The organism is bacterium (assembly GCA_026708055.1).
Taxonomy (GTDB): Bacteria; Actinomycetota; Acidimicrobiia; order Acidimicrobiales; family CATQHL01; genus VXNF01.
The window spans coordinates 14,320-37,820 of sequence record JAPOVS010000062.1; the positions used below are offsets into that span (position 1 = coordinate 14,320).

Sequence of the window (23,501 nt, forward strand, 5' to 3'; positions counted from 1 at the left end):
GTAGGGATCGACCCGTGAGCGCGCCCCTGGAAGGCATCCTCGTCGTGACGGTGGAGAACGCCGTCTCGGCGCCGTTCACGACACGCCATCTCGCCGATCTGGGAGCGCGGGTGCTGAAGGTGGAGCGCCCGCCGGACGGCGACTTCGCCCGTCACTACGACAGCAGGCTGGACGGCGAGTCCACGTACTTCGTGTGGGGCAACCGGGGCAAGGACAGCATCGCCCTGGACCTGCGCGACCCGGCGCAGCGGGAGCGCTTCGACGATCTTGTGGCCGGCGCCGACGTCTTCGTCCAGAACCTCTCGCCCGGTGCGGCCCGGCGGGCCGGGCTGCTGGCCGAACAGCTCACCGCACGCCACCCGCACCTCATCGCCTGTGACATCTCCGGCTACGGCATCGACGGGCCGCGGGCCGACGACAAGGCGTACGACCTGATCGTGCAGGCCGAGTCCGGTGCCGTCGCACTGACCGGCGACCCCGAGCGGATGAGCAAGGTGGGGTTCTCGGTCGCCGACATCTGCGCCGGGATGTACGCCCTCAGCGCCATCCTGGCGGCGCTGGTCCGCCGCGCCGCCACCGGCGAGGGCGCGGCGATCTCGCTGTCGATGCTGGAGTGCCTCGCCGAGTGGACCGCGCCGCAGACCTACGCCTCGGTCGCCGACGGCGCTCCGCCGACCCGCTCCGCCCGACGCCACTCCCTGATCGCGCCCTACGGCCTGTTCGAGCTCGACGACGGATCGGTGATCATGCTGGCGGTGCAGGCCAACCCGGAATGGGTCGCGCTGGCCGGCGAGGTCATGGGCAGGCCGGAGCTTGCGACCGACCCCCGCTTCGCCACCAACGCCGCGCGGGTCGTCAACGTGGACGAGCTCGAGGAGGCGATCTCGGCCTGCTTCGCCGCGGCGCCGGCCACGCAGGTGCTGTCCAGGCTGCGGGCGGCGCGCATCGCCTTCGGCAGGGTGAACGGGCCGCTGGCGGTGGCGGACCACGAACAGTTGCACGCACGCGACCGCTTCGGCACCGTCGAACTCCCGGGCGGCGCTGCGACGATGCTGCGACCACCGTTCAACATCAGCGGGGCCGGTGAGCCTCGCTGGCGCGTCCCCGCACTCGACGAGCACGAACCTGGGCTCGTGGGCGAACTGATCGGGCGCGCCCGTCGCCGGGCGCAGCGCTGCGAGGGCGCCCCCGCAGCGGACACCGCCGGCTCGGAGATCACGCCCTGATGCTGAGAACGAAGCCATGCGTCGCACTGGGCCTTGTGGTGTTGCGGCGGCGGCAGGAACCGATGCTGAGACAACCGGATGTGCACTTCGGGTGGATAACCCGCCGAGCAGCCGGGCGGTCGGTCGGATGCTCGAGATCGAGTCGCTGACCACCCGCTACGGGTCGATCGCCGCGCTGCGGGCCGTCACGCTGCGCGTCGGGGAGGGCGAGATCGTGGGGGTCATCGGACCCAACGGCGCCGGCAAGACCACGCTGCTGAACTCCGTCGCCGGCCTGCTGAACCCCGCTGCGGGGCGCGTCCTGCTCGACGGAGGCGACGTCACCGGCGCCCCGCCCGACAGGATGCTGCGCGCCGGCGTCGCCCTCGTCCCCGAACATCGCCGCCTCTTCGCCGACCTGACCGTGCGCGAGAACCTCCTCGTCGCCGGCATCACCGCCACCGCCCGCCAGCGTGCCGAACGCCTCGAGGAGACGGCGGAGCTGTTCCCCGTCCTCGGTCACCGCCGCGAGACGCCCGCCGGATACCTCTCCGGGGGCGAGGCCCAGCAGCTCGCCATCGCCCGAGCCCTGATGAGCGCCCCCCGGATCCTGCTGATGGACGAACCCTCCCTCGGACTCGCCCCCACCCTCGTGGACCTCGTCTTCGACCTCATCGGCCGCCTCGCCGCCGGCGGGCGCACCCTGCTGGTGGTCGAGCAGAACGCCCACCGCATGCTCGACGCCTGCGACCGGGCCTACATCATGCGCTCAGGCGAGATCGCCACCGAGGGACCGGGGCGCGAACTGCTGCGGCGCACCGACCTCTTCGACACCTACCTCGGCCCCGGAACCGATCCGACCGGCCCGACCGGCTGACGGGCGATTCTCAGCCGGCCGCCGCCTCGGTCGCGGGCGGTTCCAGCACCGGCCGCTCGGCCGCCGCCGGCAGAGGCAAGGCAATGCCCGAGGCGGCCAAGGCGCCTTCCATCCGAGCGATCCGCTCCCCGTGCTCCCGCAGGATGACCTCGACCTTGTCGAAACGCTCGTCCACCTTGTTAAATCGCTCATCGACGCGACGCTCGGCTGCTGCGAAGCCCTCGGCCATCGCCGAACGCAGGTCGCTGAACCCGGCGCGTATCCAGAATGCGAGCACGCCCAAGGCCACGCCGACAAGCCCGATCAGAGCCGCGATGATCGTTTCCACTGGTTTCCATCCTAACCCCCGCCGTGTACGGCCGAGTTGCGACGACGGATGCAAGCGGCCCGATCACGGCAGGGACTCGCGGGCACGCACCCGAACAAGTTGACGGCGGTGCACAGCCCGCCGGCCGGGCGTTGCCGACAAGAGGACCGCCGACGACGGCAACACGGCCCCGACCAAGGCGACCATTCGCAACGGCCACAGCCGAGCCCTCGACACTACCGCCGAGCACCGGGGCTGCGACACGCGGTCGGACCCGGCAGAGGCGTATCTGCCTCTTCCGATCCGACGGCTCGGAGTCCGCTGATAGGGGTCTGGGCGGGTGTGGCTCCCCTACCTGCCCCAACGGCCCGGCTACTGCGCCTTCACTCTGGCTGCGGTTCAGACTCGGATGACGTCGAGTTCATCCAGTGGGGGGAAGTCATCGTCTTGCGTCACGACAGGAACACTGAGCGCGATGGCGGTCGCTGCGATCCATGAGTCGTTGACCGGCATCCGGAACCCGTGCTCGCGCAGAGTCAGGCGGAGCCCGGCCCAGGCCGCCGCAATCGCCTCGTCGATGGGCACGGGCTCAAGCGCCAGCGCGCCGGTCAGGGTGGAGAGGCGCCGCTGGCGCGTCGCGGTATCGACCGCAGCGAGCACACCGGCGTGCAACTCGCCGATGGTGATGACCGAGACGGCGAGTTCGTCGGGCAGCAGGCTCTCCCGGACAGCGCGAGAGGTCTCGCGGGCTATGAAGACCGAGGTGTCGGCGAGACCTCGACTCACGGCCACGGAAGGTCGTCGGTCGTCTCGGTCGACAGCGAGGACAGCTCGTCGGCGAGGTCGGGATCTGCCTGATAGGCGAGCACCTGATCGACGAATCGTTCTCGGCTCATCCATCGGCGACGTTGGGCAACGGGGATCAACTCGGCGACCGGACGCCCCCGTACGGTAACGGTGATGTGTTCGCCACCGGCGACGCGGTCGAGCAGCGCCCGTGTCTGATTGCGGAGTTCCCGAGATGCGATTTCAGACATGCGACAATTGTCGCACAACATTGCCAAGCTGGGCACCGCGGTGTCTCATCGTGCTCGTCAACGCCGAGCCGCGAATTCCAAGGCGCGCGAACACAGGGGTTGACCTGGGATTATGCGTGGTTCCAGCGGTCGGCCCATTTGAGGAGTCTGATGGCGATGATCAGGACTGCAGCCAAAGCGAGTTGGCCGAGCGGGTCTCAGCCCGCCGCCGCCTCCGCCGCGGGAGGTTCCAGCACCGGCCGCTCGGCCGCTGTCGCCGGCAGCGGCAAGGCAACGCCCGAGGCGGCCAAGGCGCCTTCCATCCGAGCGATCCGCTCCCCGTGCTCCCGCAGGATGACCTCGACCTTGTCGAAACGCTCGTCCACCTTGTTAAATCGCTCATCGACGCGACGCTCGGCTGCTGCGAAGCCCTCGGCCATCGCCGAACGCAGGTCGCTGAACCCGGCGCGTATCCAGAATGCGAGCACGCCCAAGGCCACGCCGACAAGCCCGATCAGAGCCGCGATGATCGTTTCCACTGGTTTCCATCCTAACCCCCGCCGTGTACGGCCGAGTTGCGACGACGGATGCAAGCGGCCCGATCACGGCAGGGACTCGCGGGCACGCACCCGAACAAGTTGACGGCGGTGCACAGCCCGCCGGCCGGGCGTTGCCGACAAGAGGACCGCCGACGACGGCAACACGGCCCCGACCAAGGCAACCATTCGCAACGGCTGCGGCCGAGCGCTCGACACCACCGCCGAGGGTAAGAGCATTAGCGGATAGGCGGCCACCGCCGACTGAGGAATTCTCCCGAGTGTCATTCCGGCGCAGGCCAGAATCCAGGCTCCGGCGAAACGATTCGCGCCGCTGCAGTCGACTGCAAAGCGCCTGGTCAGAGCCTATCCGCTCGTGCTCTAAGCGACGCGGCCCGTAATCGGGCAGGATCGCCGCTCAGAGGTAGGGCAGGTACGTGTCGAGTTCCCAGTCGGTGACGTGGGCGGTGAACTGGTCCCACTCGGTGCGCTTGACGGCGGTGAACTGAGCCACCGCCTCGGCGCCGAACGCCTCGACGAAGGCCTCGTCGGCCCCCAGCTCGTCGAGGGCCTCCGCCAGGCTCCCGGGCGCGTGCACCTCGCAGCTCACGTTCTCGAGGCCGTCGAGGGTCTCCGGCGGCGGGCACTCCAGCTCATCGAGCACTCCGAGGCGGCTGGCCACGAGCACCGCGGCGGCGGCGATGTGCGGGCTGGCCGCCGGGTCGGCGAGGCGGTTCTCCAGGCGGGTGGAGGGGCCGCGTTCGGGGTTCACCCGCACGGTCGTGCAGCGGTGGTCGTGCCCCCAGTTCTGCCAGTAGCCGCAGAGCTGCGCCGGCACCAGGCGCTTGTAGGAGTTCACCGTGGGGCAGCACAGCGCGGTCATCGGCCGCAGATACGCCAGCTGCCCGGCGATGCACTGCTTCGCCAGTCTCGAGAGTCCGTCGGTCGCGGAGTGGTCCACGAGGGCGAAGCCGCCCGAGCCGTCCACGAAGCTGAGGTTCACGTGCAGGCCGCATCCCCCCCGGTCGGCGATCGGCTTGGCCAGGAAGGTGAGGAGCAGTCCCCGCTCGGCGGCGACCTCCCGCGCCATCGTCTTGAACAGGAAGGCCTCGTCGGCGGCCGCCATGGCGTCGTCGTAGACGAGCGTGAACTCGAACTGGCTCTCGTCGTACTCGGCGTTCACCGACTCCAAGCGGAACTCGCACGCCATGGCCCGCGCCACTATGTCGCGGCAGACACCGGAAGGATCGTTGAAATGGCCCGTGCCGTAGACGAAGGATCCCGGCGCGCGGTACGGGTTCCAGCGACCCTCGCCGTCGGGCTGCATGAGGTAGGCCTCGAACTCGAAGCCCACCTTGGGGGTGTAGCCCACGTCCTCCCAGGCGGCCACGGCGCGCCGCAGCACCTCCCGGGGCGCGAAGGGAATCGGCGCGCCCTCGAAGCTGAGATCACCGACGGCGACACCGACGCCTTCCTCCCAGCCCGGCCGCACATCGTCCAGACTGAAGTCGCAGTTCAGGTCGGGCATTCCCTCCAGGAAACCCGCCCCGGGCACCGGTCCCATGTACCGGTCGTAGTTGAGGGCGAAGGAGGTGAGGCAGTGCCGCGCCCCGCCGGCCGCCACCGCCGCGGGCAGGTACTTACCCCGCGGCAGGTTCAGGTGGTCGGGCCAGAGCACGCGGATCTGCTGGTACTCGGCGCTCACGGCGTACCTCCTGACGGTCTCGTCCCTCCTGGAGGGACTGCTGAGCGATCTCTCCAGCGGGGCGAATCGGGCTGGCGCACCATGGATTCCGGCATTCACCGGAATGACTGGAAGGGTCCGCAGCATTGCTCGGCAGCCTCCGAGGGCTTGCGGCGTCGTACCACAGGCCACCCTCCGCGTCGAATCTGTCAGGGCGCGCCCGGTGTGGCGACCGCCGCTGCCGATGCCGCCGCCGCGACCCGACGACCGGCGTCGAATCTGCCCGCTCGGGGGGCAGCGGCACCGGTCGCGGCGAGAATCCGCTCCGGAGAGTCGGTTCCCGATCGGGGCACGACGCCGTGGAGCCGCCGGGGGCTGGCGTATTGTTGCGGCCATGCCGCGTGCCTTCGCCGCCGGGGACGACGAACTCGTCGAAGCCGAGCGCCTCATCCGCACCGAGCTCGGCGCGCTGGACCTCGACCTGCTGGCGCTGGCCGCCGTTTCGAACATCTTCCGGGCGGCCACCGCGGTGCGCAACCACATGGAGCGCGGCGTGCTCCGCCAGTACGAGCTCTCCTGGAGCGCCTTCGTGGTGCTGTTCGTGCTGCGAGTCTGGGGCGAGCAGGAGTCCGGGCACCTGGCCGCCGAGGCCGGCATCACCGGCGGGACCCTCACGGGCGTGCTCAACACCCTGCAGCGCAAGGGATACGCCGAGCGTGTCCCGCACCCCACCGACGGCCGCCGGATGCTGGTGCGCACCACCGAATCGGGGCACCGCGTCGTAGACGAGATCATGCCCGCCTTCAACAAGCAGGAGGCGCTGGTGACGCGGGACCTCGACGACACCGAGGCGACGCACCTGGCCGCACACCTGCGGACACTGCTGCGCACCGTCGCCGACCTGAACACATCCTGAAGCCGATCTCGACAACTCTCCCGAGAAACTGTTAGGGTCCAAACGATCCTACTCCCGCGTGCCCGGCGGTGAAGGCACGCGGACCCCCGGGAACGAGGCGACAGGTATGGGTGAGATCGTCGGAGCAGGGCTCGTATCGCACGTCCCGCCCATCGTGATGCCCCCCGAGGAGCGGCGACAACTCAACGACGGCGAGGACTTCAGCCTCTGCGCCGGCCTCGAGCGCCTGCGAACCGAGCGCCTCGACGGACTGCGCCCCGATGTGATCGTGGTCTTCGACACCCACTGGTTCACCACGTTCGAACACATCTGCACGGCACACGAGCGCCGCAGCGGGCTGTTCACCTCCGACGAACTGCCGCGGGGCATGAGCCGGATGCCCTACGACATTCCCGGCGATCCCGAGTTGGCCTTCGCCCTTGCGGCGCTGGCCGAGCCTCGCGACGACACCTGGGTGCTGGCCTGCGACGACCCCTACCTGTCGATCCACTACCCCACCGTCAACCTCCTGGGCTACCTGCAGGGCGACGAGGCCTGGGTGTCGGTGAGCATCTGCCAGACCGCTGTGACCGAGGACTTCCTGCTGCTGGGCGAGTTGCTGGCGGCGGCGGCAGCAGGGCTCGATCGGCGCGTCGTGCTGCTGGCCTCGGGGGGCCTCAGCCACCGGTTCTGGCCGCTGCGAGAGCTCCGCGCGCACGAGTCGGCGGACCTGCGCAACATCATCAGCCCCGAGGCTCGCGCCGCCGACGAGGCGCTCATCGCGCAACTGCGCTCCGGTGATCACGCCGCCGTCCTGGCGGGAATGGACGGCTTCCGCCGGCACGCACCGGAGGGGTTCTTCGGCCACTACCTGATGATGGTGGGCGCCATCGGCGGTGCGGCCTGCCGGGCACCCGGCGAGATGTTCTCCGATTACGAGTCGGCGGCCGGCACCGGGCAGGCGCACATCTGGTTCGACCGACCCGACGGCGGCTGGTCCGACTGAACGCCGCGGCCGCGCCTTCCCTGTGGCCCGACGCTCCACGAGAGCGCGTCCGGGTCCCGGACGGCTCGCCCGGGATTTACCCTGACGGGGCAGCCGCCCGCCACGGTGCGAGCCGAGCCACGACTTCGAGGAGGCCTCCATGAGATTTGCCAACGTGTCCGGCCGGGCGTGCCTGGTGCTGGAGGGCCGGACGGTCGACATCGCCGAGGCCTCCGGGGGCGCCCTGAGCGCCGATCCCATGGCGACGGCGGACCTGGCGAACCATGCGTCCCTGCGGGCGTTGGCCGCCGAGGCGGATCCGTCCGCCTGGCCGGAACTGGACGAGGCGTCGCTGGGACCCCCGGTGCCGACGCCCGGCAAGATCATCGCCATGGCCCTCAACTACCGCGGCCACGCGGAGGAGGCCGGCCTGGCGATCCCCACCGAGCCGCACGTCATGGCCAAGTTCCCCACCTGCATCTGCGGCCCCTACGACGACGTGCCGATCGGTGACCTGAAGATGGTCGACTACGAGGTGGAACTGGTGGTCGCGGTCGGACGACGCTGCAAAGGCGTGCCCGCCGGCGACGCCTGGCAGTTCATCTCGGGGCTCACCTGCGGCAACGACGTCAGCGACCGCAACGAGCAGTTCCGTCCGCCCGTGCGGCAGTTCTCCCTCGCCAAGAGCTACGACGCCTTCGGGCCCATCGGCCCGACGATGATCACTCCCGACGAGGTAGCCGATCCCGACGATCTGGCGCTGAGTTGCCGGGTGGACGGCGAGGTGCGCCAGCGGGCCCGCACCAGCGACTTCATCTTCGACGTCGGTTACCTGATGGCGTGGCTGTCGCGCTACGTCACCCTGGAGGTCGGCGATTTGATATTCACCGGCACGCCCGGGGGGGTGGGTGACTCGATGGACCCGCCGACGTATCTGCGCCACGGCCAGGCAGTGGAGATCGAGATCGAGGGCATCGGCACGCTCCGCAACCGCATCGTGGCCGGCTAGGTGACGGCTGAGCAATGCTCCTGTCGCCCGACGCGTCATTCCGGCGAAGGCCGGAATCCAGAGCTTGGCCACCCGACCGGCGCTGCCCGCCGATTACTCAGCACACTCCCAGGGGGCCAGCACAGGGGCCCGGGAGGGCTGAGTGATGCGGGTCGTGACCGGCGGCGACCGGAGTTCCACCTACGGCGGCCTGTTCACCGGCCGAGTGGCGTTGGAGATGCTGCACGCCACAGAGAGCGACGACGAGCCCGACACCGCCCATGTGCACTTCAGCGACGGGGCAGTCACCAACTGGCACAGCCACCCGGGCGGTCAGATGATCTACGTGGTGTCGGGCCGCGGCAGGGTCGGCACCGACGCCGACGGCACCGTGGCGCTGGAGCCCGGCACGCTGGTGGTGGCCCCGCCGAACGAGCGCCACTGGCACGGCGCGGCACCGGGCGCGGACTGCACGCTGCTGTGTGTCACCTGGGGCACAACCTGCTGGACCGACGAGGCGCCCGACCTCGGTGACTGACGCGCGGACCGCAAGCCAGTCCCTCGGCGGTCCGGGCGGCGCGGCCGGTGGCCTTCCGGCGGCCTAGCAATGGCCCCCTCCAGCGCCCCCGGCATCCCCGCCCTCGCGATCCTGTGGTTGCGGTGGAGGGAGGCCACGAGCACGTGAATCCCGCGACCGCCGGCGTCCCCGAAGTGGCTGTCGTCGGCTACGGGCCCGTCGGGGCCACGCTGGCGAACCTGCTGGGCCAAGCCGGCATCGAGACCTTCGTGTACGAGCGCTCGACCGATCCGTACCCGCTGCCGCGTGCGTGTCACCTGGACGCCGAGGTCATGCGGATCTTCCAGAACATCGGCTTGGGCGAGGTGATGGACCAACTGGTCGAGCCGAGCAGGGGGATGCTCTTCGTGGACCGCGAAGGCAACCCGCTCTTCGACTACGAGGACTTCGTGCGCGACCCGATCCTGGGCTGGCACGAGGACTACGTGTTCATCCAGCCCGAGCTGGACGCCGCCCTGCGGCTGGGAGTCGAGCGCTTCGACTGCGTGGACGTGCGCCTCGGAGTCGAGGTGAACAACTGGCAGGCGCTGCCGGGCCGCTGGGTGGTGGCCTGCGACGGCGCCGCCAGCGCGTCTCGGCGCATGGCCGGCATCGACTTCGTGGATCTCGGCTACGACCAGCGCTGGCTCGTGGTGGACGTGATGCTCTCGCGGCCCGTGGTGCTGCCCGACATCATCCATCAGGTCTGCGACCCGCAGCGGCCCGCCACCTTCGTTCCGTCGGCCCGCAACCACCGCCGCTGGGAGTTCCGCTTGGAGGCCGGCGAGTCCGACGAGCAGATGTGCCGTCCGGAGACGGTGTGGCGCCTGCTGGGCCCCTGGCTGCAGCCCGGCGACGGGGAACTCGTGCGGGCCGCGGTCTACGACTTCCACGCCACCGTCGCGGCGACCTGGCGGCGCGGGCGGCTGCTGCTGGCGGGCGACGCCGCCCACCAGATGCCACCGTTCATGGGCCAGGGCATGTGCTCGGGCATCCGCGACGCCGCAAACCTGGCCTGGAAACTGCGCGCCGTGCTGCGCGACGGCACCCCGGAGGACCTGCTGGACAGCTACGAGGCTGAGCGGCGCCCCCACGTCGAGCGCTGCATCGAACTGTCCATCGAGGCGGGCCGGCTGCTCGACGAGCCGGTCTTCCCCGAACCCGACAGCGACGACGGGGAGCGCTGGTCGCGCCTGCCGCCGCTCACCGGGCTCTTCCAGGGGGCCGGTGGCCCCGCACCGTTCCCCGTCGGCCACCAGGCGCGCCAGCCGACCGTGAGGGTCGACGGGCGGCGCCGGCTGCTGGACGACGTCGCGGGTCCCGGCTGGTGCCTCCTGAGTGACGGTCCGGCCGACGGCGGCGGCCTGGCGCGGGTGCTGGACGCCACCACCCTCGGCGATCCCGACGGCTGGCTGGCCCGGTTGCTGGGCGGATCGGCCGCGTTGCTGATCCGCCCCGACCGCTACGTCTACGGCACCGCGGCGACCGCCGGCGACGTGGCGGAACTGCTGGACGACGCCCGCCGGCGGATCGGACTGCCCCCCGCCTGAGGGGCCGACCGCCGAGGCTCAGCCTGCGGCGAGCCGCAGCGGCAGCCGCTTCAGGCCGTTGATGAAGTTGGAGCGGACCCGGGTGACCTCGCCGCACACCTCCGGGCGCAGGTTCCTCGCCAGCAACTCCTCCAGGAACACGCGCACCTCCAACCGGGCCAGCCACGACCCCAGGCAGAAGTGCGGCCCGCCCCCGCCGAAGGTGACGTGGCGGTTGGGGTCGCGGCCCAGGTCCAGCGTGTAGGGGTCGGCGAACTCGTCCTCGTCGTAGTTGGCGGACAGGTACCAGGTCACGACCTTGTCCCCCGCCGCCACGGGAACCCCGGCGATCTCGGTGTCGGCGACGGCCGTGCGGCGGAAATGGATCTGCGGGGAGGCGTAGCGCAGGACCTCCTCGACGGCGGCGCTCAGAAGGCCGGGATCGGCGCGCAGGCGCGCCAGTTCCTCGGGGCGCTCGGCCAGCGCCAGGGCGCCACCGTTGAGGGCGTGGCGGGTCGTCTCGTTGCCGGCGATGACCAGCAGGAGGAACAGCGTGTTGAAGTTCTGCGGCGACAGCTCGTCGGCGGCCACCAGCAGCGATATCACGTCGTCGGCCGGACAGCGGCGCTTGCCGTCGGCGAGCTGCTGGGCGTAGGCGAACACCCTCTCCGACGTGGGGCTGCGGAACGGCAGGAGCCGGTACGGGTCGGTGTCCTCCTTGTCGAAGATCACCTCGGAGTAGTCGGGGTCGGCGTGATAGATGATCCGGTCGGCCCACTCGAACAGGCTGCCGGTGTCGCCGTCGGGCACGCCGAGGATGCGGCTGATCATCAGGATCGGCAACCGCCGGGCCACGGCGCTCACGAACTCCACCTCGGCGCCGGCACCGTTGGCCCCGGCCCCGCCCAGCGCCTCGTCGAGGACTCGCGCCATGATCTCCCGGGCGTCGTCGGCCCAGCGGTCGATGCTGCGGCGCGTGAAGTTGCGCGACACCATGCGGCGCAGCCGGGTGTGCTCGGGGGGATCGGTCTCCAGCATGGTGCGCCGGGCCTCGCGGGCCTCGGGGTCGCGCTCCAGCTCCTCCAGTTCGGTGCCGCCGATCTGCGAGGAGAACGTCTCGTGGTCGCGGTGGACCGCTATTAGGTCGGCCCAGCGGGTCACCGCCCAGAAGCCGGCATTGTCGCCCGGCTCGGGGTGCCAGGCCACCGGCGTCTCGCTCCGCAGGCGGGCGAACGCCTCGTGCGGAACGGCCTGCTCGTAGACGTCGTGGCTACAGATGTCGACCGGAGAGAGCGGCCGGCGGTTCACTGCTCCGCGACGTCCTCGAGGAACCAGTCCACGAGCCGCTGGGTGCGATGGACCGCCGACGACTCGATGCGCGCCGTCTCGGCAACGAGTGCGTCGACGTCGATGCCGTGGGCACGAAGCTCGTCGCCCCCGAATCCGATCCATTCGCCCAGCAGCGAGCCGTCCACCTCGGGATGGAACTGCAGCCCGAGACTCCGATCCCTGCGGAACGCCTGCGACCCGTTGGCATTGCGGGCCAGTTCGGTGGCACCCTCGGGGACCGTGAAGCGGTCGTAGTGCCACTGGAACCACGGTCCGGGCGAGAGGCCGTCGGGCTCGTCGGTGTCGATGCTCATCCAGCCGAACTCCGGAGCCGGGGCGCGCGACACCGTGCCGCCCAGAGCCGCCGACAGGACTTGGCCGCCGAAGCAAACACCGAGGACCGCCGCCCCGGCTTCGTGCGCCTCCCTGACGAAGTCGAGCTCGCGGTGGATCCACGAGCCGATCTTGGCGTCGTCGTACACCGACCAGATCGCACCCAGGACGACCACCAGGTCGTAGTCACAGGGGTCGGGAAACTCCCGATCGCTGACGGGGTTCGCCACGTCGGGGACCACCCGGAAGGGCTCCAACTCGACCCCCCGGCGCTCCATGGCCTCACCGATCAGCGCCGCGTGTCCGGTCGGGTCGTGCTCGACCGCCAACCCCCGCACCGCCGCATCATACCGGTCATCGATAGACGCCCCGGGGGGTTGTCCTCGATCCGGCCCGTCATTCCGGCGAAGGCCGGAATCCAGTGCCGCAGCGGCCGGACGGCGCTGCCGATGACGCTCCGGCAGCCGCTGAAAATGGCCGCCTACGGCGTTCATCGGCATCACCGCCCTCCGTCCTTTGCGGTCGGAAGGTCAGAGGCGGAGGGGGTCGATGGCCAGGCGGAGGCGGCCCGGGGGGCGTTCGACCGCGTTCAGGGCGTCAAGCAGGAGCGTACGGTCCGCGGCTCGGACGACCCAGCGCCCCTCGCCCAGTGCGGAGAGCTCGAGGCCGTCGGGGCGGCCCAGACGCTCCATGAAGACACCGGCCGCCGCGCCGGCGACCTCGGCGAGTGCTCCGAACGGGGGAAATCCGAGTCGGCGCCGCAGCTCGCGGTCGTGGCTGCTGAGCAGGCCGTGGTCGGCGGCGCGGGCGGCCCGCAGGACCGGGTGGTCGGGCTGGCGGGTCTGCACCAGGATCCGACCTCCGCCGCTGCGGGGGCCGACCAGCCGGGCGGCCCGGGCCAGCAGCGCCATGGCCTGCTCGTTGGCTCGGTAGCGCGTCGCCGAGAGTTCCTGGTCGAAATCCAGGAAGGCCACCAGATCGGCCTCGCCGGCGCGGTGCAGAGCAGCCTCAGTACCGATCACGACGCGGGCGCCGGCGTCCGGGGGCTTCGCTGCTGAACGGGCGGGTCCGCTGACCTCGGCCACCTGCTCGCCGAGCAGCACCCCCAGCTCCTCGCGGAGCCGACTGATTCCCGGGCGCAGGACTCGCAGACGCGTGGCGCCACAGCCCGAACACACCCGCGGCCGGCGCTCGCCGCAGCGCGGGCAGGCGAGGCCGCCGGGCACGTCGTCCCCGTCGGCGGAGGCGGCTTCCCCGACGGCTGCCCCGCACGAATCGCAGACCACCAGCTCGTCGCAGCCCCCACAGGCCAGCAGCCGTGCCCGGCCCTTGCGGTTCAGCACGCAGACGGCGCCGCCGCAGGAGCGCAGGCGGGCCGCCAGCGTCTCGGTCAGCAGGCCGCGGCGTCCGACCTCAGGGTCGCGCTGGTCCACGACTTCGAAGGTCGGCCAGCCCTCCCGTTCGATGTGGCGCGGCGCGCTCAGCAGCCGGCCCGACGCCGACTCCTGCGCCTCCAGCGTGGGGATCGGAGAGACCAGCACGCACGGGACGGCGGCGCGGCGGGCACGCTCCACTGCGACCTCCCGGGCGCTCCAGGTGGGGGAATCCTCGGCCACCAACGCCTCGTCGTGCTCGTCGAGGACGACGACGGCGCCGGGCCGGGGCATCGGAGCGAACACCGCAGCGCGGGTCCCCACAACCACGCCGCCGCCGGCGGCCCGTTCCCAATCCTCGGGCACCAGGGCGGCGGCGATGCCCCGGCGGCGCACCCAGCCGGCCAAGCGGGCCGCCTCGGCCACCTGCGGCACCACCAGCAGGACATCGCCGCGCCGCAGGGCCGCCGCCAGCAGCGGTCCGCGGTCGCCCGCCGGGGGGATTCTCACGACCGAGACCGCATCGTCGAAAGCGGCTGCCCAGACCGCCGCCCCCTCGGCTCCCGAAGATGCCGCCGGCGGGCGCCCACCGACCGCGGCGGGCCGCCGCACGGACTCGACGACGCGGGACGGCGAGGCGGTTCCGAAGAACGCAGCGCGGCGCCCGGCCCAGCGCCAAGCCGCCCAACGAGCCACGTCGAGCACGTCGGCCGACGGGCCGACGCCGACCAGCTTGGCAAGAGGTCGCAACTCCACGGGCGCCGGCCCGCGCCCGCCATCCCCCGCGGGCGGCGGATCGTCCCCGAGACCGAGTTCCAGACGGAGCTCCGCAGGCTCTCCGGAAACGGCACCGAGGCTTGGGGCGGGCCGAGCGCCGGGCGCCGGTGATGGGCCGGTGCTCCTCTCCTGTCGGGCCCGCACTTCGGGCTCGGGATCGCAGGCCGTCACCCAGGCCCCCACCCGACGGCCTTGCAGAGTCACCCGCACCATCGTCCCGACCGTCAGCCTCGCTGCTCGGCCGTCGCGATGCCACGACGCGGGAACCTCGTAGTCGAACTCCTTGTCCACCGCCCCCACGTCGGTGAGAACCCGCACGACCCGCGGGCCGCGCCGGGGCGGGGGTTCGGGCTCGGTTGGCGGCGACTGACGGGTCGGCGTCCGGCTCAGAGGCCGAGTTCCGATCGCAGCTCGTGGACCCGGTCGGTGCGCTCCCAGGTGAATTCGTCGCGCTCGCGGCCGAAGTGCCCGTAGGCGGCGGTGGCCCCGTAGATGGGCCGCAGCAGGTCGAGCTCGCGGATGATGACCGCAGGGCGCAGGTCGAACACCTCCGCGACGGCGGGGGCGATCCGGGCGGGGTCGACGCGGTGGGTGCCGAAAGTCTCCACCATCACCGAGACCGGATCGGCGATGGCGATGGAGTAGGCGACCTGGATCTCGCAGCGGTCCGCGGCCCCCGCGGCAACCAGGTTCTTGGCCGCCCAGCGGGCCGCGTAGGAGGCCGAGCGGTCGACCTTGGTGGGGTCCTTGCCGCTGAAGGCGCCGCCGCCGTGGCGGGCCATGCCGCCGTAGGTGTCCACGATGATCTTGCGCCCCGTGAGCCCTGCGTCGGCGACGGGTCCGCCCATCACGAAGCTCCCCGTGGGATTGACGAGGATCCGCGGGTCGGCCTCGGGGAACAGCGGCCGCAGCACCGGATTGATGACGTGCTCGACGATGTCGGGCTCGATCGTGCGCCGCAGGTCGATCCCGGCGGCGTGCTGGGCGGAGACGAGCACCGTCTCCACACCGACGGGAACGTCGCCTTCGTAGCGCACGCTCACCTGGGTCTTGCCGTCGGGGCGCAGGTACGGAACCGTGCCCGCCCGGCGCACCTCCGCGAGACGCTCGGCCATGCGGTGCGCCAGATGGATCGGCATCGGCATGAGGGTCTCGGTGTCCCGGCAGGCGTAGCCGAAGACCAGGCCCTGATCGCCGGCCCCCATCACGTCGGGATCCTCGGGGGGAGCGTTGTCGACGCCGAGGGCCACTTCGGGTGCCTGCTCGCCGATGGCCGAGAGCACCCCGCAGACGTTGCCGTCGAAGCCGATGTCGCCCCGGTCGTAGCCGATTCCGCAGATGGTGTCGCGCACGATCCCGGGAATGTCCACCCACGCCTCGGTGCGCATCTCGCCGCTGACGAGACACAATCCGGTGGTCAGGAAGGTCTCGCAGGCCACCCGGCTCTCGGGGTCCTTGGCGATGAGGGCGTCGAGGACAGCGTCGGAGATCTGGTCGGCCATCTTGTCGGGATGGCCCTCGGTGACCGATTCCGACGTGAAGATGTACGTGGGGCTCACAGTGCCTCGATCATCTCCTCCGGCGACGGTGGTACGCCGCGATCCGTTCCCGTCGTGTTGCGATCTGTCCCCCGTGAGCGCGGAGTATACCGGCTCGCTCTCCGAGGTCTCCGGGCCCGAGAACGCACCAGGTCGACCGCGCCGTCCAGAGGTCTGCCGTGCCGCTGCCAGGCACCGGCCCTGTTGCCCCCAACACGGTCGAGCGCCCACAATGGCGGGGTGCGAGAGGCGACAGTGCCGGGATGATCGACCATGATCGGCATCCGATCGCCTGGCGGGAAGCCGGAGCCGGTCCGCCGGTGGTGTTCCTGCACGGCCTGGGCGGCACCCGCACCGCCTGGGACCCCCAGCTGCGCGCCCTGGACTCCCGGTTCCACTGCATCGCCTGGGACATGCCCGGCTACGGGGCGTCCGCGCCGTTGGCGCGGCTGACCTTCCCCGCCATCGCAGACAGCCTCGCCGGCCTGCTCGACACCCTCGACATCGAATCCGCCGACCTCGTGGGTCTGTCGTTCGGCGGCATGCATGCGCTGCACACGGCGATCCGCCATCCACCCAGGGTGCGCAGTCTCGTGCTCGCCGACACGAGTCCGGCATTCGGGCTGGACGGGACCACCGCTCAGGCATGGAAGGCTGCACGACTGGCGCATCTCGACGCAGGCCAGAGCCCGGCAGAGTTCGCCGGGGGCATTCTCGATGCGATCTCTGCGAAGGCCCTGGAGCCGCGGCTGCGGAGCCGACTGATCGAGTCCTTCGGCCGGATCTCCCCGGCAGGTTTCCGAGCGGCCGTGGAGTGCCTCCCCCACCACGACGTGCGCGACGCCCTCGGCGGCATCGGCGCCCCGGCACTCATCATCGTCGGCGAAGCCGATCGGGAGACCCCGGTGGCGTACGCCGAGGCGCTGGCAGCCGGACTCCCCAACGCGACTCTCGAGGTGCTCGAGGGGGTCGGTCACCTCTCCCCCTCCGAGGCGCCGGAGCGCTTCAACCAGCTCGTCGGCGACTTTCTCAGCCGACCCGACGCACCGTCGGCCACAACGGAGCGGTGAGGTCACCATGAGCACCCGACCCCCTCGGCGCCCTCGCCGCCGGGCTGAATCGTCGGCCACAATGGAGCAGTGATGCCAACATGAGCGCGCCGGCCGCCGAGTGGCGCTGGGTGCAGCGCTACGCCGAGCAGTTCGCGGCCTGCGATCTGCGCCCCGGCGAGGTGGCTGTGCTGCTGTGGGAGGCCGCCAGCAAGCCGCTGATCGTCGAGACGGCCCGCCTGGCGCTGGAGTCGATGGGGGCGGCCACCGCCGATGTGCGCATGCCGACGCCGGCCAACCCCGGCCCTGTGCCGATCCGCTCCACCGGGGCGTCGGTGGCCCTGGCCGGGCACCGGGCCGCCGTCGCCGCCCTGGCCGCCGCCGACTTCGTAGTGGACTGCACCGCCGAGGGACTGCTGCACGCCCCGGAGTTGGGCGAGATCCTGGCCGCCGGCGCCCGGGTGCTGATGATCTCCGCCGAGCACCCCGAGAACGCCGAGCGCTGGCCGCACGACCCGTCGCTGGCGGACCGGGTGGCCCGCGGCGTGGCGCTGCTGGAGGCCGCGGAGGCGATGGAGATCACGAGCGCGGCCGGCACCGACCTGCGGGTGTTGCTGGCGGGCGCCGTGAAGGCCGGCTCGCACGGCTGGTGCACCGAGCCCGGCAGCATCGCCCACTGGCCCGGCGGCCTGGTGCTGGCGTTCCCCGCCGAGCGCACCGTGAACGGAACGCTGGTGCTGGCACCCGGCGACGTCAACCTCACCTTCAAGGAGTACATCCGGGAACCCGTCACGCTGCGGGTCGTCGACGACTACATCGTCTCCATCGAGGGCGACGGCCACGACGCCGCCCTGATGGAGTCCTATATGGCCTCCTTCGAGGAGCCCGAGGCGTACGCGGTGAGCCACGTCGGCTGGGGGATGAACCCCGGCGCCCGCTGGGAGGCCCTCGCCATGTGGGACAAGGCCGACCTCAACGGCACCGAACTGCGGGCCTTCGCCGGCAACGTGGTCTACTCCACCGGCGCCAACGAGACCGCCGGCCGCTTCTGCCGCGGTCACTTCGACCTCCCCATGCGCAGCTGCACGGTCACCCTCGACGGCGAGACGGTCGTGGACCGGGGCCACTTGCGAGCCGACCTGCACTGACGAAACGAATTCTAGATCATTATGCTGTTCTACTATATATTGATATATTCAATGTGTGAAGATCCTGACGTCGGCCTACCGACACGGCGTGTCCGATGACGCGATTCGTCACGCCTGGAAGCACGCGTTGGGCTTCCACGACATCGAACCTGACCACGACCCGCCGAAGAGCCTCTGCATCGGCCCGGATCCGGCTGGTAACCTTCTTGAAGTGCTCTACTTCCGGACTGCGGACGACAACGTGGTCATCCACGCCATGCGACTCCGGCGCACGTTCCGGTACTTTCTGACGAGAGGAAGGCGATGAGTCAGAATTCTCAAAGAACGCTAAGCGATGAGGAAATTACAGCTATCGCCATCGAATTTGAGAAACGTGAATTCACACACGAGGAACTCGTCGCAATCGCAGCAACCCGCCGGAGCACGCCACGACCGATTGCAGGGCCACCCTCGGCGGAAGACGGCGAGTAGGGCTGCCGCGCGGTCGAGGACGGTGCCGGCCAAGCAGCGACGGGCAACGCCGCGCCGCTTCCGTTGCCCTGCTGACGGCCTGCGCCGCCGCCGCGGCACTATCCGCCTGCACCGCCAGCACAGACGAACTCGCCCTCCCCGCCGACAACCCATCCCGCTGACCGCCAACGGCGGCGCCGCCCCTCTAGACGCCACCCCACCGGGCTCTGAGCCCGCGCCCCCGACACCCGCTCGGGCCACACCCCCGCCCGCTGAGCCCGCGCCACCGGCGTCCGCTCCGGCCACACCCCCACCCGCTGAAGCCGCGCCCCCGGCGGTTCCCGCGATCGACCCGCCGGCGGTGGCCCATTCGCCCAGAGCGACCGTCACCGCTGTGGACATCGTCGCCCACTACGGCGGTACCGCCGGCGAGGGCCCGTGGCCGTGGGTCCCCGAGGCGTGGACGAACAGCAAGGTGCACCTCTACGACTACCTGCGGTTCTTGGACCCCGACGAAACCAGCCCAAGCTGCGAGGCCCGGTGGCAGGTGGCGTGCGCGGACGGGACACCCTGGTGGGTGAGCCACCTCGAAGACCGTAGAGACCGCCAGAGGTCGCCGCGAGACCGCTGCATGACCCACCGGCGAGGGAACGCCGCCGACCCGTTCCGCGATCCTCCTGGGTCGCCTGTATCGGCTAGAGGCGCCGCACCACCTTGCGGAGCTCATTGTTCACGGGGTCCACGGCGAAGCCGCCGGACTCCAGGGCCGTGACGCCCAGCAGCGGATCGACGTCGTCGGGGCCGAAGATGACGGTGCTGCCCAGCTTGCGCCCCTCGAACTCCATCTGGGCGAGAGCCGTCTGGGTGCGGAACTCGCTGCCGTCGGCGAGCAGGTAGACAGCGTCCTCCAGCGGCTCGACGCCGATCGCTTCAAGGTGCCGGCGCGGCACGACCGAGTCGATCGCCCCCGTGTCCACCACGAACTCGCCCGCCCAGGAACGCTGCGAGTCCGCTGGATTCCTGATCGTCACGTCCACCCGGGTCTCGCCCACGGTGGAACCTCCTTCACTCGATCCGAGGGATCGGAGTCTCGGCGGCGGGCTCTCGAGGAGCCATGGCGCGTCGAGCCGATCCGACCGTGGCGCGATCCTACTCGATCTCTGAACTTTGTCAAGATCTGATAATGATTTACGGGTCATCCTGAAACATGCCAGGGCGTTCATATTGACATCCCGGTCAGCGACTGGCGCGCAGGGTTGCGACGCGGTCGAGGATGGCTCGGGCGACGTCGCGTTTGGAGGTGAGGGGGACCGTGGTGCGGTCGCCTGTCGCGTCGAGGAGGACCACCTCGTTGGTGTCGCCGTCGAACCCGACGCTCGGCGCCGAGACGTCGTTGACGACGATGAGGTCCGCTCCCTTGGCGCGCAGCTTCGCCTCGGCGTTTGCGAGCACGTCGCTGGTCTCCGCGGCGAAGCCCACCAGGGTTCCCACCTCTCCCCCACAGCCCAACTCGGCGAGGATGTCGGGGGTTGGCTCCAAGCTGATGGTGCGCGCCTCGCCGGTCTTCTTGATCTTGTCAAGGGCAGGTGCGGTCGGCCGATAGTCGGCGACGGCGGCGGCCATCACGACCACCTCGGCGGGGAGCCGGTCCACGACCGCCGCGCGCATCTCCTCGGCGGTCCCCACGAGCACCAGGTCCACGCTCTCGGGCAGCGGGCGCTGCACCGTGGCGACGAGGGTGACCTTGGCGCCCCGGGCCGCTGCCTCGATCGCGACCGCGTAGCCCTGCTTGCCGGACGAGCGGTTGCCGACGAATCGCACCGGATCGATGGGTTCGCGGGTGCCGCCCGCGGTGACGAGAACACGCAGTCCGACCATGTCCCTGGTGGAAGCCTGAGCGCCCGTGGCGAGGGCCTCCGCCGCGGCGGCCAGGATCGACTCCGGAGCAGCCAAGCGGCCGGCGCCCACATCGCCGCCGGCGAGGCGACCCTCCTCCGGTGCGACAACGGTCACGCCGCGCTCTTTGAGCAGGCGCACGTTGTCCTGCACAGCAGGGTGCTCCCACATCTCGGTGTGCATCGCGGGGCATACCACGACCGGCGCCCGGGTCGCGATGAGCGTGGCGCCGAGCAGATCCTCGGACAGTCCGGCCGCGTACGATCCGATCACCCGGGCGGTGCCGGGACACACCAGGATCAGGTCTGCCTGCCGGCCGAGGGTGACGTGGGGGATCGGATCCTCGTCCTCGAAGAGCGAGAGACGGGCACGCTCGCTGGCCAGCGCCGAGAAGGTCACCTCGCCCACGAAGCGCCGAGCTGCCTCGGTCAGCACCGGGATGACGTGGGCACCGGCGTCGACAAGGCGCCGGCAGATCTCGACGGCCTTGTAGGCGGCGATCCCGCCGCTGACGGCGAGGACGATCCGGCGTCCGGCGAACGGGCTCACGGGCCGCTCCGCGCCGGGATTCCCGGCGGCCTCAGCCGGCCAGTTCGGGCGGCTCGCCGGTGGGTTCCGGCTCATCGGACTCCTCGGCGGGAGGCTCGTCCTGGACCGTCACCGCCACGATCTTGCCCTGGTCGATCTCCTGCAGGGCGATCGAGAGCGGCTTGCGGGCCGTCGAGGAGACCTGCGGCGGGATCATCCGGCCCAGACCCTCGCCGAGTTGACCGTAGTAGGAGTTGATCTGCCGGGCGCGCTTGGCGCCGAGTGACACCAGCCTGAACTTGGAGTCGTCGGCCTGCTTCAGCAGGTGCTCCACGGGCGGGTTGATCATGCTGTTGGTCTCGTCGCCGATCTCGGTGCCCTGCATCGTCGCTCCCGGAATGGTCGTCGAATCTGTCGTCGGGTGCGGCACACGGCACAACCGGCCGGTGTCACGGGTCGGCCTGTGAGTCGAGGCGGATCGAACTGCGGCGCAGCACCGACGCGACCGGCAAGTCTACCGGTCAAGCCCGGATTGTCCGCTGATCTCGCCGCCCCGCCGTGTCTGCGGGGCGCCTCAGCCGCCGGTGGCCGTCTCGGTGGCGAGGCGTCGCCGGTGGTCGTCGATGATCCGCCCCATGGTGGCCACGGTCTCGGCCAGTTCGGCGTTCACCACGACCACGGCACCGAGCTCGCGGGCGGTCTCCCGCTCGCTGGCACCGTAGGACAGCCGGGCCCGGACGTGGTCCTCGCTGTCGCCCCGCCCTCGCAGGCGGTGGGCCTGATCACCCTCGGTCGGCGCCTCGAGGAACAGCAGCAGCGCCTCGGGGTGGCGCCGGCGAACCTGGCGCGCACCCTGGACGTCGATCTCCAGGAGGATGTCGCAGCCCGGCGGCGGGTCAGGGTGCGGTGTGCCGTACCGGTACTCGCCGAAGTCGGTCCACTCCAGGAACCCACCCGCCTCGATGGCCGCGTCGAACCTGGCGCGGTCCACGAAGTGGTAGGCGTCATCGGGTTCACCTGCCCGCTGGGCGCGGGTCGTCCACGATCGGCTCAGCCAGAGCCGATCATCCTGGCCGACCAGTAGGCGCGCCAGCGTGCTCTTGCCGGACCCGCCCGGTCCGGACAGAACGATCAGCAGAGAAGATGCCGTCGGTCCCGATCCCTGGATTGTCGGCGCACAGCGCGGCGGCTGTTACGACAACTTGGCCAAGAGTGCCTCGCGCTGCTTGACGCCGAGGCCGCGCAGCCTCCGCGTCTCGCTGATGTCGAGTTCGGACATGAGCCGGCGCGCCGTCACCTTCCCGACGCGGGGAAGGGACTCCAACACCGACAGCACCTTGGTGCCGCCGACGACGTCGTCGCCGGCTGCCATGTCCAACACCTCTGACAGGCTCACGTTGCCGATCTTGAGGCGCTCCTTCAGCTCTGCCCGCTGGCGGCGGACCGCCGCTGCCTTGGCAAGAGCCTCCTTACGTTGCTCATCACTGAGTTGGGGGGGTAGTGGCATGGCGGGGACTTTAACCGTGTCGCGGCCGAATCCGTGGCATTTGCGCCACGAACGTCACTCGCCGGCGCCGGGCTGCCGCTCGCCGGGCCTCGGACTCAACCGGCGAGAAGGGCTGCCGCAGCGGCAGCGGGGTCCCCGACGGCGGTCACCGGACGTCCGATGACGAGGACGTCGGCACCTGCCGCGACCGCCCCGGCCGGCGTCGCCACCCTGGCCTGGTCGTCGGCGGAGGCGCCGCGGGAGCGGATCCCGGGCACGACGCGCAGCAGGTCCGGAGCGGCCGCCCGGATCGCAGGCAGGTCGGCGGTGGCACACACGACCCCGCCGCAGCCGGCCGCGGCGGCAGCGCGGGCGCGCTGGGCCAGCAACTCCGGCGCGGCCACCGAATCGCTGGTCAACACGGTTATGGCCAGTGCCACCGGCGGCTCGGAACCCGCCGCGCGCGCCGCCTCGGCGAGTCCCTCCGCGCCCGCCCGCAACATGTCCCCACCGCCGGCGGCGTGCAGCGTGACGTAGCGAGCCCCGAGGCTGCCCAGGGCGCGGGCCGCCCGACCGACCGTGTTGGGGATGTCGTGCAGTTTCAGGTCCACGAACACCTCGAATCCCTCGTCGCGCAGGGACTGCACGGCGCGGGGCCCGACAGCGCCGAACAACTCGAGGCCCACCTTGGCGATGCCGAACCAGGGACGCAGAACCCGCGCCAACTCCAGCGCCCGGTCCAAGTCGTCGGTGTCAAGTGCGACCGCGCAGCGGGCGGGATCCAACGGTGCGCCCGCCGGCCGCGGCGAGATGCCCGCCGTCACGACGCCCCCCGCTGCCGGGCGCCATGCGCCGCGCCCGTGAGGTCCCCGACCCGCGGCACGCCCCGGCGCCGGCACCAGGCCGCCAATTCGCCACACACCCGCTCCGGAGCGCGTGGCGAGGCGAAGGTGGCCGTGCCGACCTGCACGGCGCAGGCGCCCGCCATCAGCATCTCGACCGCATCGGCGCCGCGC

Annotated in this window: 26 protein-coding genes; 10 read left to right on the forward strand and 16 right to left on the reverse strand. The window is 71.1% G+C overall.

The window, feature by feature from the left end; translation table 11 throughout:
- Positions 1-14 precede the first annotated feature (14 nt).
- Positions 15-1,226, forward strand: a complete 1,212-nt coding sequence (locus OXG55_14065) for a CaiB/BaiF CoA-transferase family protein (GenBank protein MCY4104366.1) — start codon at positions 15-17, stop codon at positions 1,224-1,226.
- A 127-nt stretch (positions 1,227-1,353) separates the two neighbouring features.
- Positions 1,354-2,082 (forward strand): ABC transporter ATP-binding protein, encoded by a 729-nt coding sequence (locus OXG55_14070; GenBank protein ID MCY4104367.1) that lies wholly within the window; start codon positions 1,354-1,356, stop codon positions 2,080-2,082.
- Between the two features lie 10 nt (positions 2,083-2,092).
- Here OXG55_14070 and OXG55_14075 read toward each other — a convergent pair whose 3' ends face one another.
- From OXG55_14075 to OXG55_14095, 5 genes are all read right to left on the reverse strand, one after another.
- A complete protein-coding gene (locus tag OXG55_14075; protein ID MCY4104368.1) occupies positions 2,093-2,410 on the reverse strand; it encodes a hypothetical protein in 318 nt (105 codons plus the stop codon).
- Positions 2,411-2,788: 378 nt separating this feature from the next.
- A complete protein-coding gene (locus tag OXG55_14080) occupies positions 2,789-3,175 on the reverse strand; it encodes a type II toxin-antitoxin system VapC family toxin (protein MCY4104369.1) in 387 nt (128 codons plus the stop codon).
- On the reverse strand, positions 3,172-3,426 hold the full coding sequence (locus OXG55_14085) for a type II toxin-antitoxin system prevent-host-death family antitoxin (protein MCY4104370.1): 255 nt from the start codon (positions 3,424-3,426) through the stop codon (positions 3,172-3,174). Before OXG55_14085 ends, OXG55_14080 begins: the two co-directional genes overlap by 4 nt.
- 197 nt (positions 3,427-3,623) lie before the next feature.
- Positions 3,624-3,944, reverse strand: a complete 321-nt coding sequence (locus tag OXG55_14090; protein MCY4104371.1) for a hypothetical protein — start codon at positions 3,942-3,944, stop codon at positions 3,624-3,626.
- A 415-nt stretch (positions 3,945-4,359) separates the two neighbouring features.
- Positions 4,360-5,646, reverse strand: a complete 1,287-nt coding sequence (locus OXG55_14095) for a glutamine synthetase (GenBank protein MCY4104372.1) — start codon at positions 5,644-5,646, stop codon at positions 4,360-4,362.
- Positions 5,647-6,019: 373 nt separating this feature from the next.
- On the opposite strand from OXG55_14095, the gene OXG55_14100 reads away from it, so the two are divergent.
- The 5 genes from OXG55_14100 (at position 6,020) to OXG55_14120 (ending at position 10,599) form a co-directional block, all read left to right on the forward strand.
- The gene (locus OXG55_14100; protein ID MCY4104373.1) at positions 6,020-6,541 is read left to right on the forward strand and encodes a MarR family winged helix-turn-helix transcriptional regulator; all 522 of its coding nucleotides are present in this window, start codon (positions 6,020-6,022) and stop codon (positions 6,539-6,541) included.
- Positions 6,542-6,647: 106 nt separating this feature from the next.
- Entirely contained in the window at positions 6,648-7,526 is an 879-nt protein-coding gene (locus tag OXG55_14105; GenBank protein MCY4104374.1) for a catechol 1,2-dioxygenase, read from the forward strand.
- A 139-nt stretch (positions 7,527-7,665) separates the two neighbouring features.
- Positions 7,666-8,514, forward strand: a complete 849-nt coding sequence (locus tag OXG55_14110; protein ID MCY4104375.1) for a fumarylacetoacetate hydrolase family protein — start codon at positions 7,666-7,668, stop codon at positions 8,512-8,514.
- Between the two features lie 145 nt (positions 8,515-8,659).
- Positions 8,660-9,031: a cupin domain-containing protein gene (locus OXG55_14115; GenBank protein ID MCY4104376.1), complete on the forward strand. Its 372-nt coding sequence runs from the start codon at positions 8,660-8,662 to the stop codon at positions 9,029-9,031.
- A 143-nt stretch (positions 9,032-9,174) separates the two neighbouring features.
- Positions 9,175-10,599, forward strand: a complete 1,425-nt coding sequence (locus OXG55_14120) for a bifunctional 3-(3-hydroxy-phenyl)propionate/3-hydroxycinnamic acid hydroxylase (GenBank protein MCY4104377.1) — start codon at positions 9,175-9,177, stop codon at positions 10,597-10,599.
- Between the two features lie 18 nt (positions 10,600-10,617).
- Here the strand turns inward: OXG55_14120 and OXG55_14125 are convergent, their stop codons facing one another.
- The 4 genes from OXG55_14125 to metK all read right to left on the reverse strand — a co-directional run bounded on the left by OXG55_14125 (position 10,618) and on the right by metK (position 15,949).
- Positions 10,618-11,886: a cytochrome P450 gene (locus tag OXG55_14125; GenBank protein MCY4104378.1), complete on the reverse strand. Its 1,269-nt coding sequence runs from the start codon at positions 11,884-11,886 to the stop codon at positions 10,618-10,620.
- Positions 11,883-12,578, reverse strand: a complete 696-nt coding sequence (locus OXG55_14130) for a type 1 glutamine amidotransferase (protein MCY4104379.1) — start codon at positions 12,576-12,578, stop codon at positions 11,883-11,885. The genes OXG55_14125 and OXG55_14130 overlap by 4 nt, the downstream gene beginning before the upstream one ends.
- A 192-nt stretch (positions 12,579-12,770) precedes the next feature.
- Positions 12,771-14,708 carry a hypothetical protein gene (locus OXG55_14135; protein ID MCY4104380.1) on the reverse strand — a complete coding sequence of 646 codons (1,938 nt, stop codon included), beginning with the start codon at positions 14,706-14,708 and terminating at the stop codon, positions 12,771-12,773.
- A 68-nt stretch (positions 14,709-14,776) separates the two neighbouring features.
- Positions 14,777-15,949, reverse strand: a complete 1,173-nt coding sequence (gene metK / locus OXG55_14140) for a methionine adenosyltransferase (protein MCY4104381.1) — start codon at positions 15,947-15,949, stop codon at positions 14,777-14,779.
- 242 nt (positions 15,950-16,191) lie between these two features.
- Here metK and OXG55_14145 point away from each other — a divergent pair, with 242 nt between their 5' ends.
- The 3 genes from OXG55_14145 to OXG55_14155 all read left to right on the forward strand — a co-directional run bounded on the left by OXG55_14145 (position 16,192) and on the right by OXG55_14155 (position 18,432).
- Positions 16,192-16,998 carry an alpha/beta hydrolase gene (locus OXG55_14145; GenBank protein MCY4104382.1) on the forward strand — a complete coding sequence of 269 codons (807 nt, stop codon included), beginning with the start codon at positions 16,192-16,194 and terminating at the stop codon, positions 16,996-16,998.
- An 80-nt stretch (positions 16,999-17,078) separates the two neighbouring features.
- Complete coding sequence (locus tag OXG55_14150) at positions 17,079-18,125, forward strand: peptidase M29 (GenBank protein MCY4104383.1); 1,047 nt, start codon at positions 17,079-17,081, stop codon at positions 18,123-18,125.
- Between the two features lie 55 nt (positions 18,126-18,180).
- Positions 18,181-18,432, forward strand: a complete 252-nt coding sequence (locus OXG55_14155) for a hypothetical protein (GenBank protein MCY4104384.1) — start codon at positions 18,181-18,183, stop codon at positions 18,430-18,432.
- A gap of 838 nt (positions 18,433-19,270) precedes the next feature.
- On the opposite strand, the gene OXG55_14160 is transcribed toward OXG55_14155, so the two are convergent.
- From OXG55_14160 to OXG55_14190, 7 genes are all read right to left on the reverse strand, one after another.
- Positions 19,271-19,627 (reverse strand): clan AA aspartic protease, encoded by a 357-nt coding sequence (locus OXG55_14160; GenBank protein ID MCY4104385.1) that lies wholly within the window; start codon positions 19,625-19,627, stop codon positions 19,271-19,273.
- Positions 19,628-19,811: 184 nt separating this feature from the next.
- Complete coding sequence (coaBC, locus tag OXG55_14165) at positions 19,812-21,020, reverse strand: bifunctional phosphopantothenoylcysteine decarboxylase/phosphopantothenate--cysteine ligase CoaBC (protein MCY4104386.1); 1,209 nt, start codon at positions 21,018-21,020, stop codon at positions 19,812-19,814.
- 31 nt (positions 21,021-21,051) lie between these two features.
- Entirely contained in the window at positions 21,052-21,348 is a 297-nt protein-coding gene (rpoZ, locus tag OXG55_14170) for a DNA-directed RNA polymerase subunit omega (protein ID MCY4104387.1), read from the reverse strand.
- A gap of 225 nt (positions 21,349-21,573) precedes the next feature.
- Positions 21,574-22,125 (reverse strand): guanylate kinase, encoded by a 552-nt coding sequence (locus tag OXG55_14175; protein MCY4104388.1) that lies wholly within the window; start codon positions 22,123-22,125, stop codon positions 21,574-21,576.
- 66 nt (positions 22,126-22,191) lie between these two features.
- Positions 22,192-22,506: an integration host factor, actinobacterial type gene (mihF, locus tag OXG55_14180; protein ID MCY4104389.1), complete on the reverse strand. Its 315-nt coding sequence runs from the start codon at positions 22,504-22,506 to the stop codon at positions 22,192-22,194.
- 95 nt (positions 22,507-22,601) lie between these two features.
- On the reverse strand, positions 22,602-23,309 hold the full coding sequence (gene pyrF, locus OXG55_14185) for an orotidine-5'-phosphate decarboxylase (protein ID MCY4104390.1): 708 nt from the start codon (positions 23,307-23,309) through the stop codon (positions 22,602-22,604).
- Positions 23,306-23,501: hypothetical protein (locus OXG55_14190; GenBank protein MCY4104391.1), on the reverse strand; the 196-nt coding region annotated here is incomplete at its 5' end. The genes pyrF and OXG55_14190, both read right to left, overlap by 4 nt.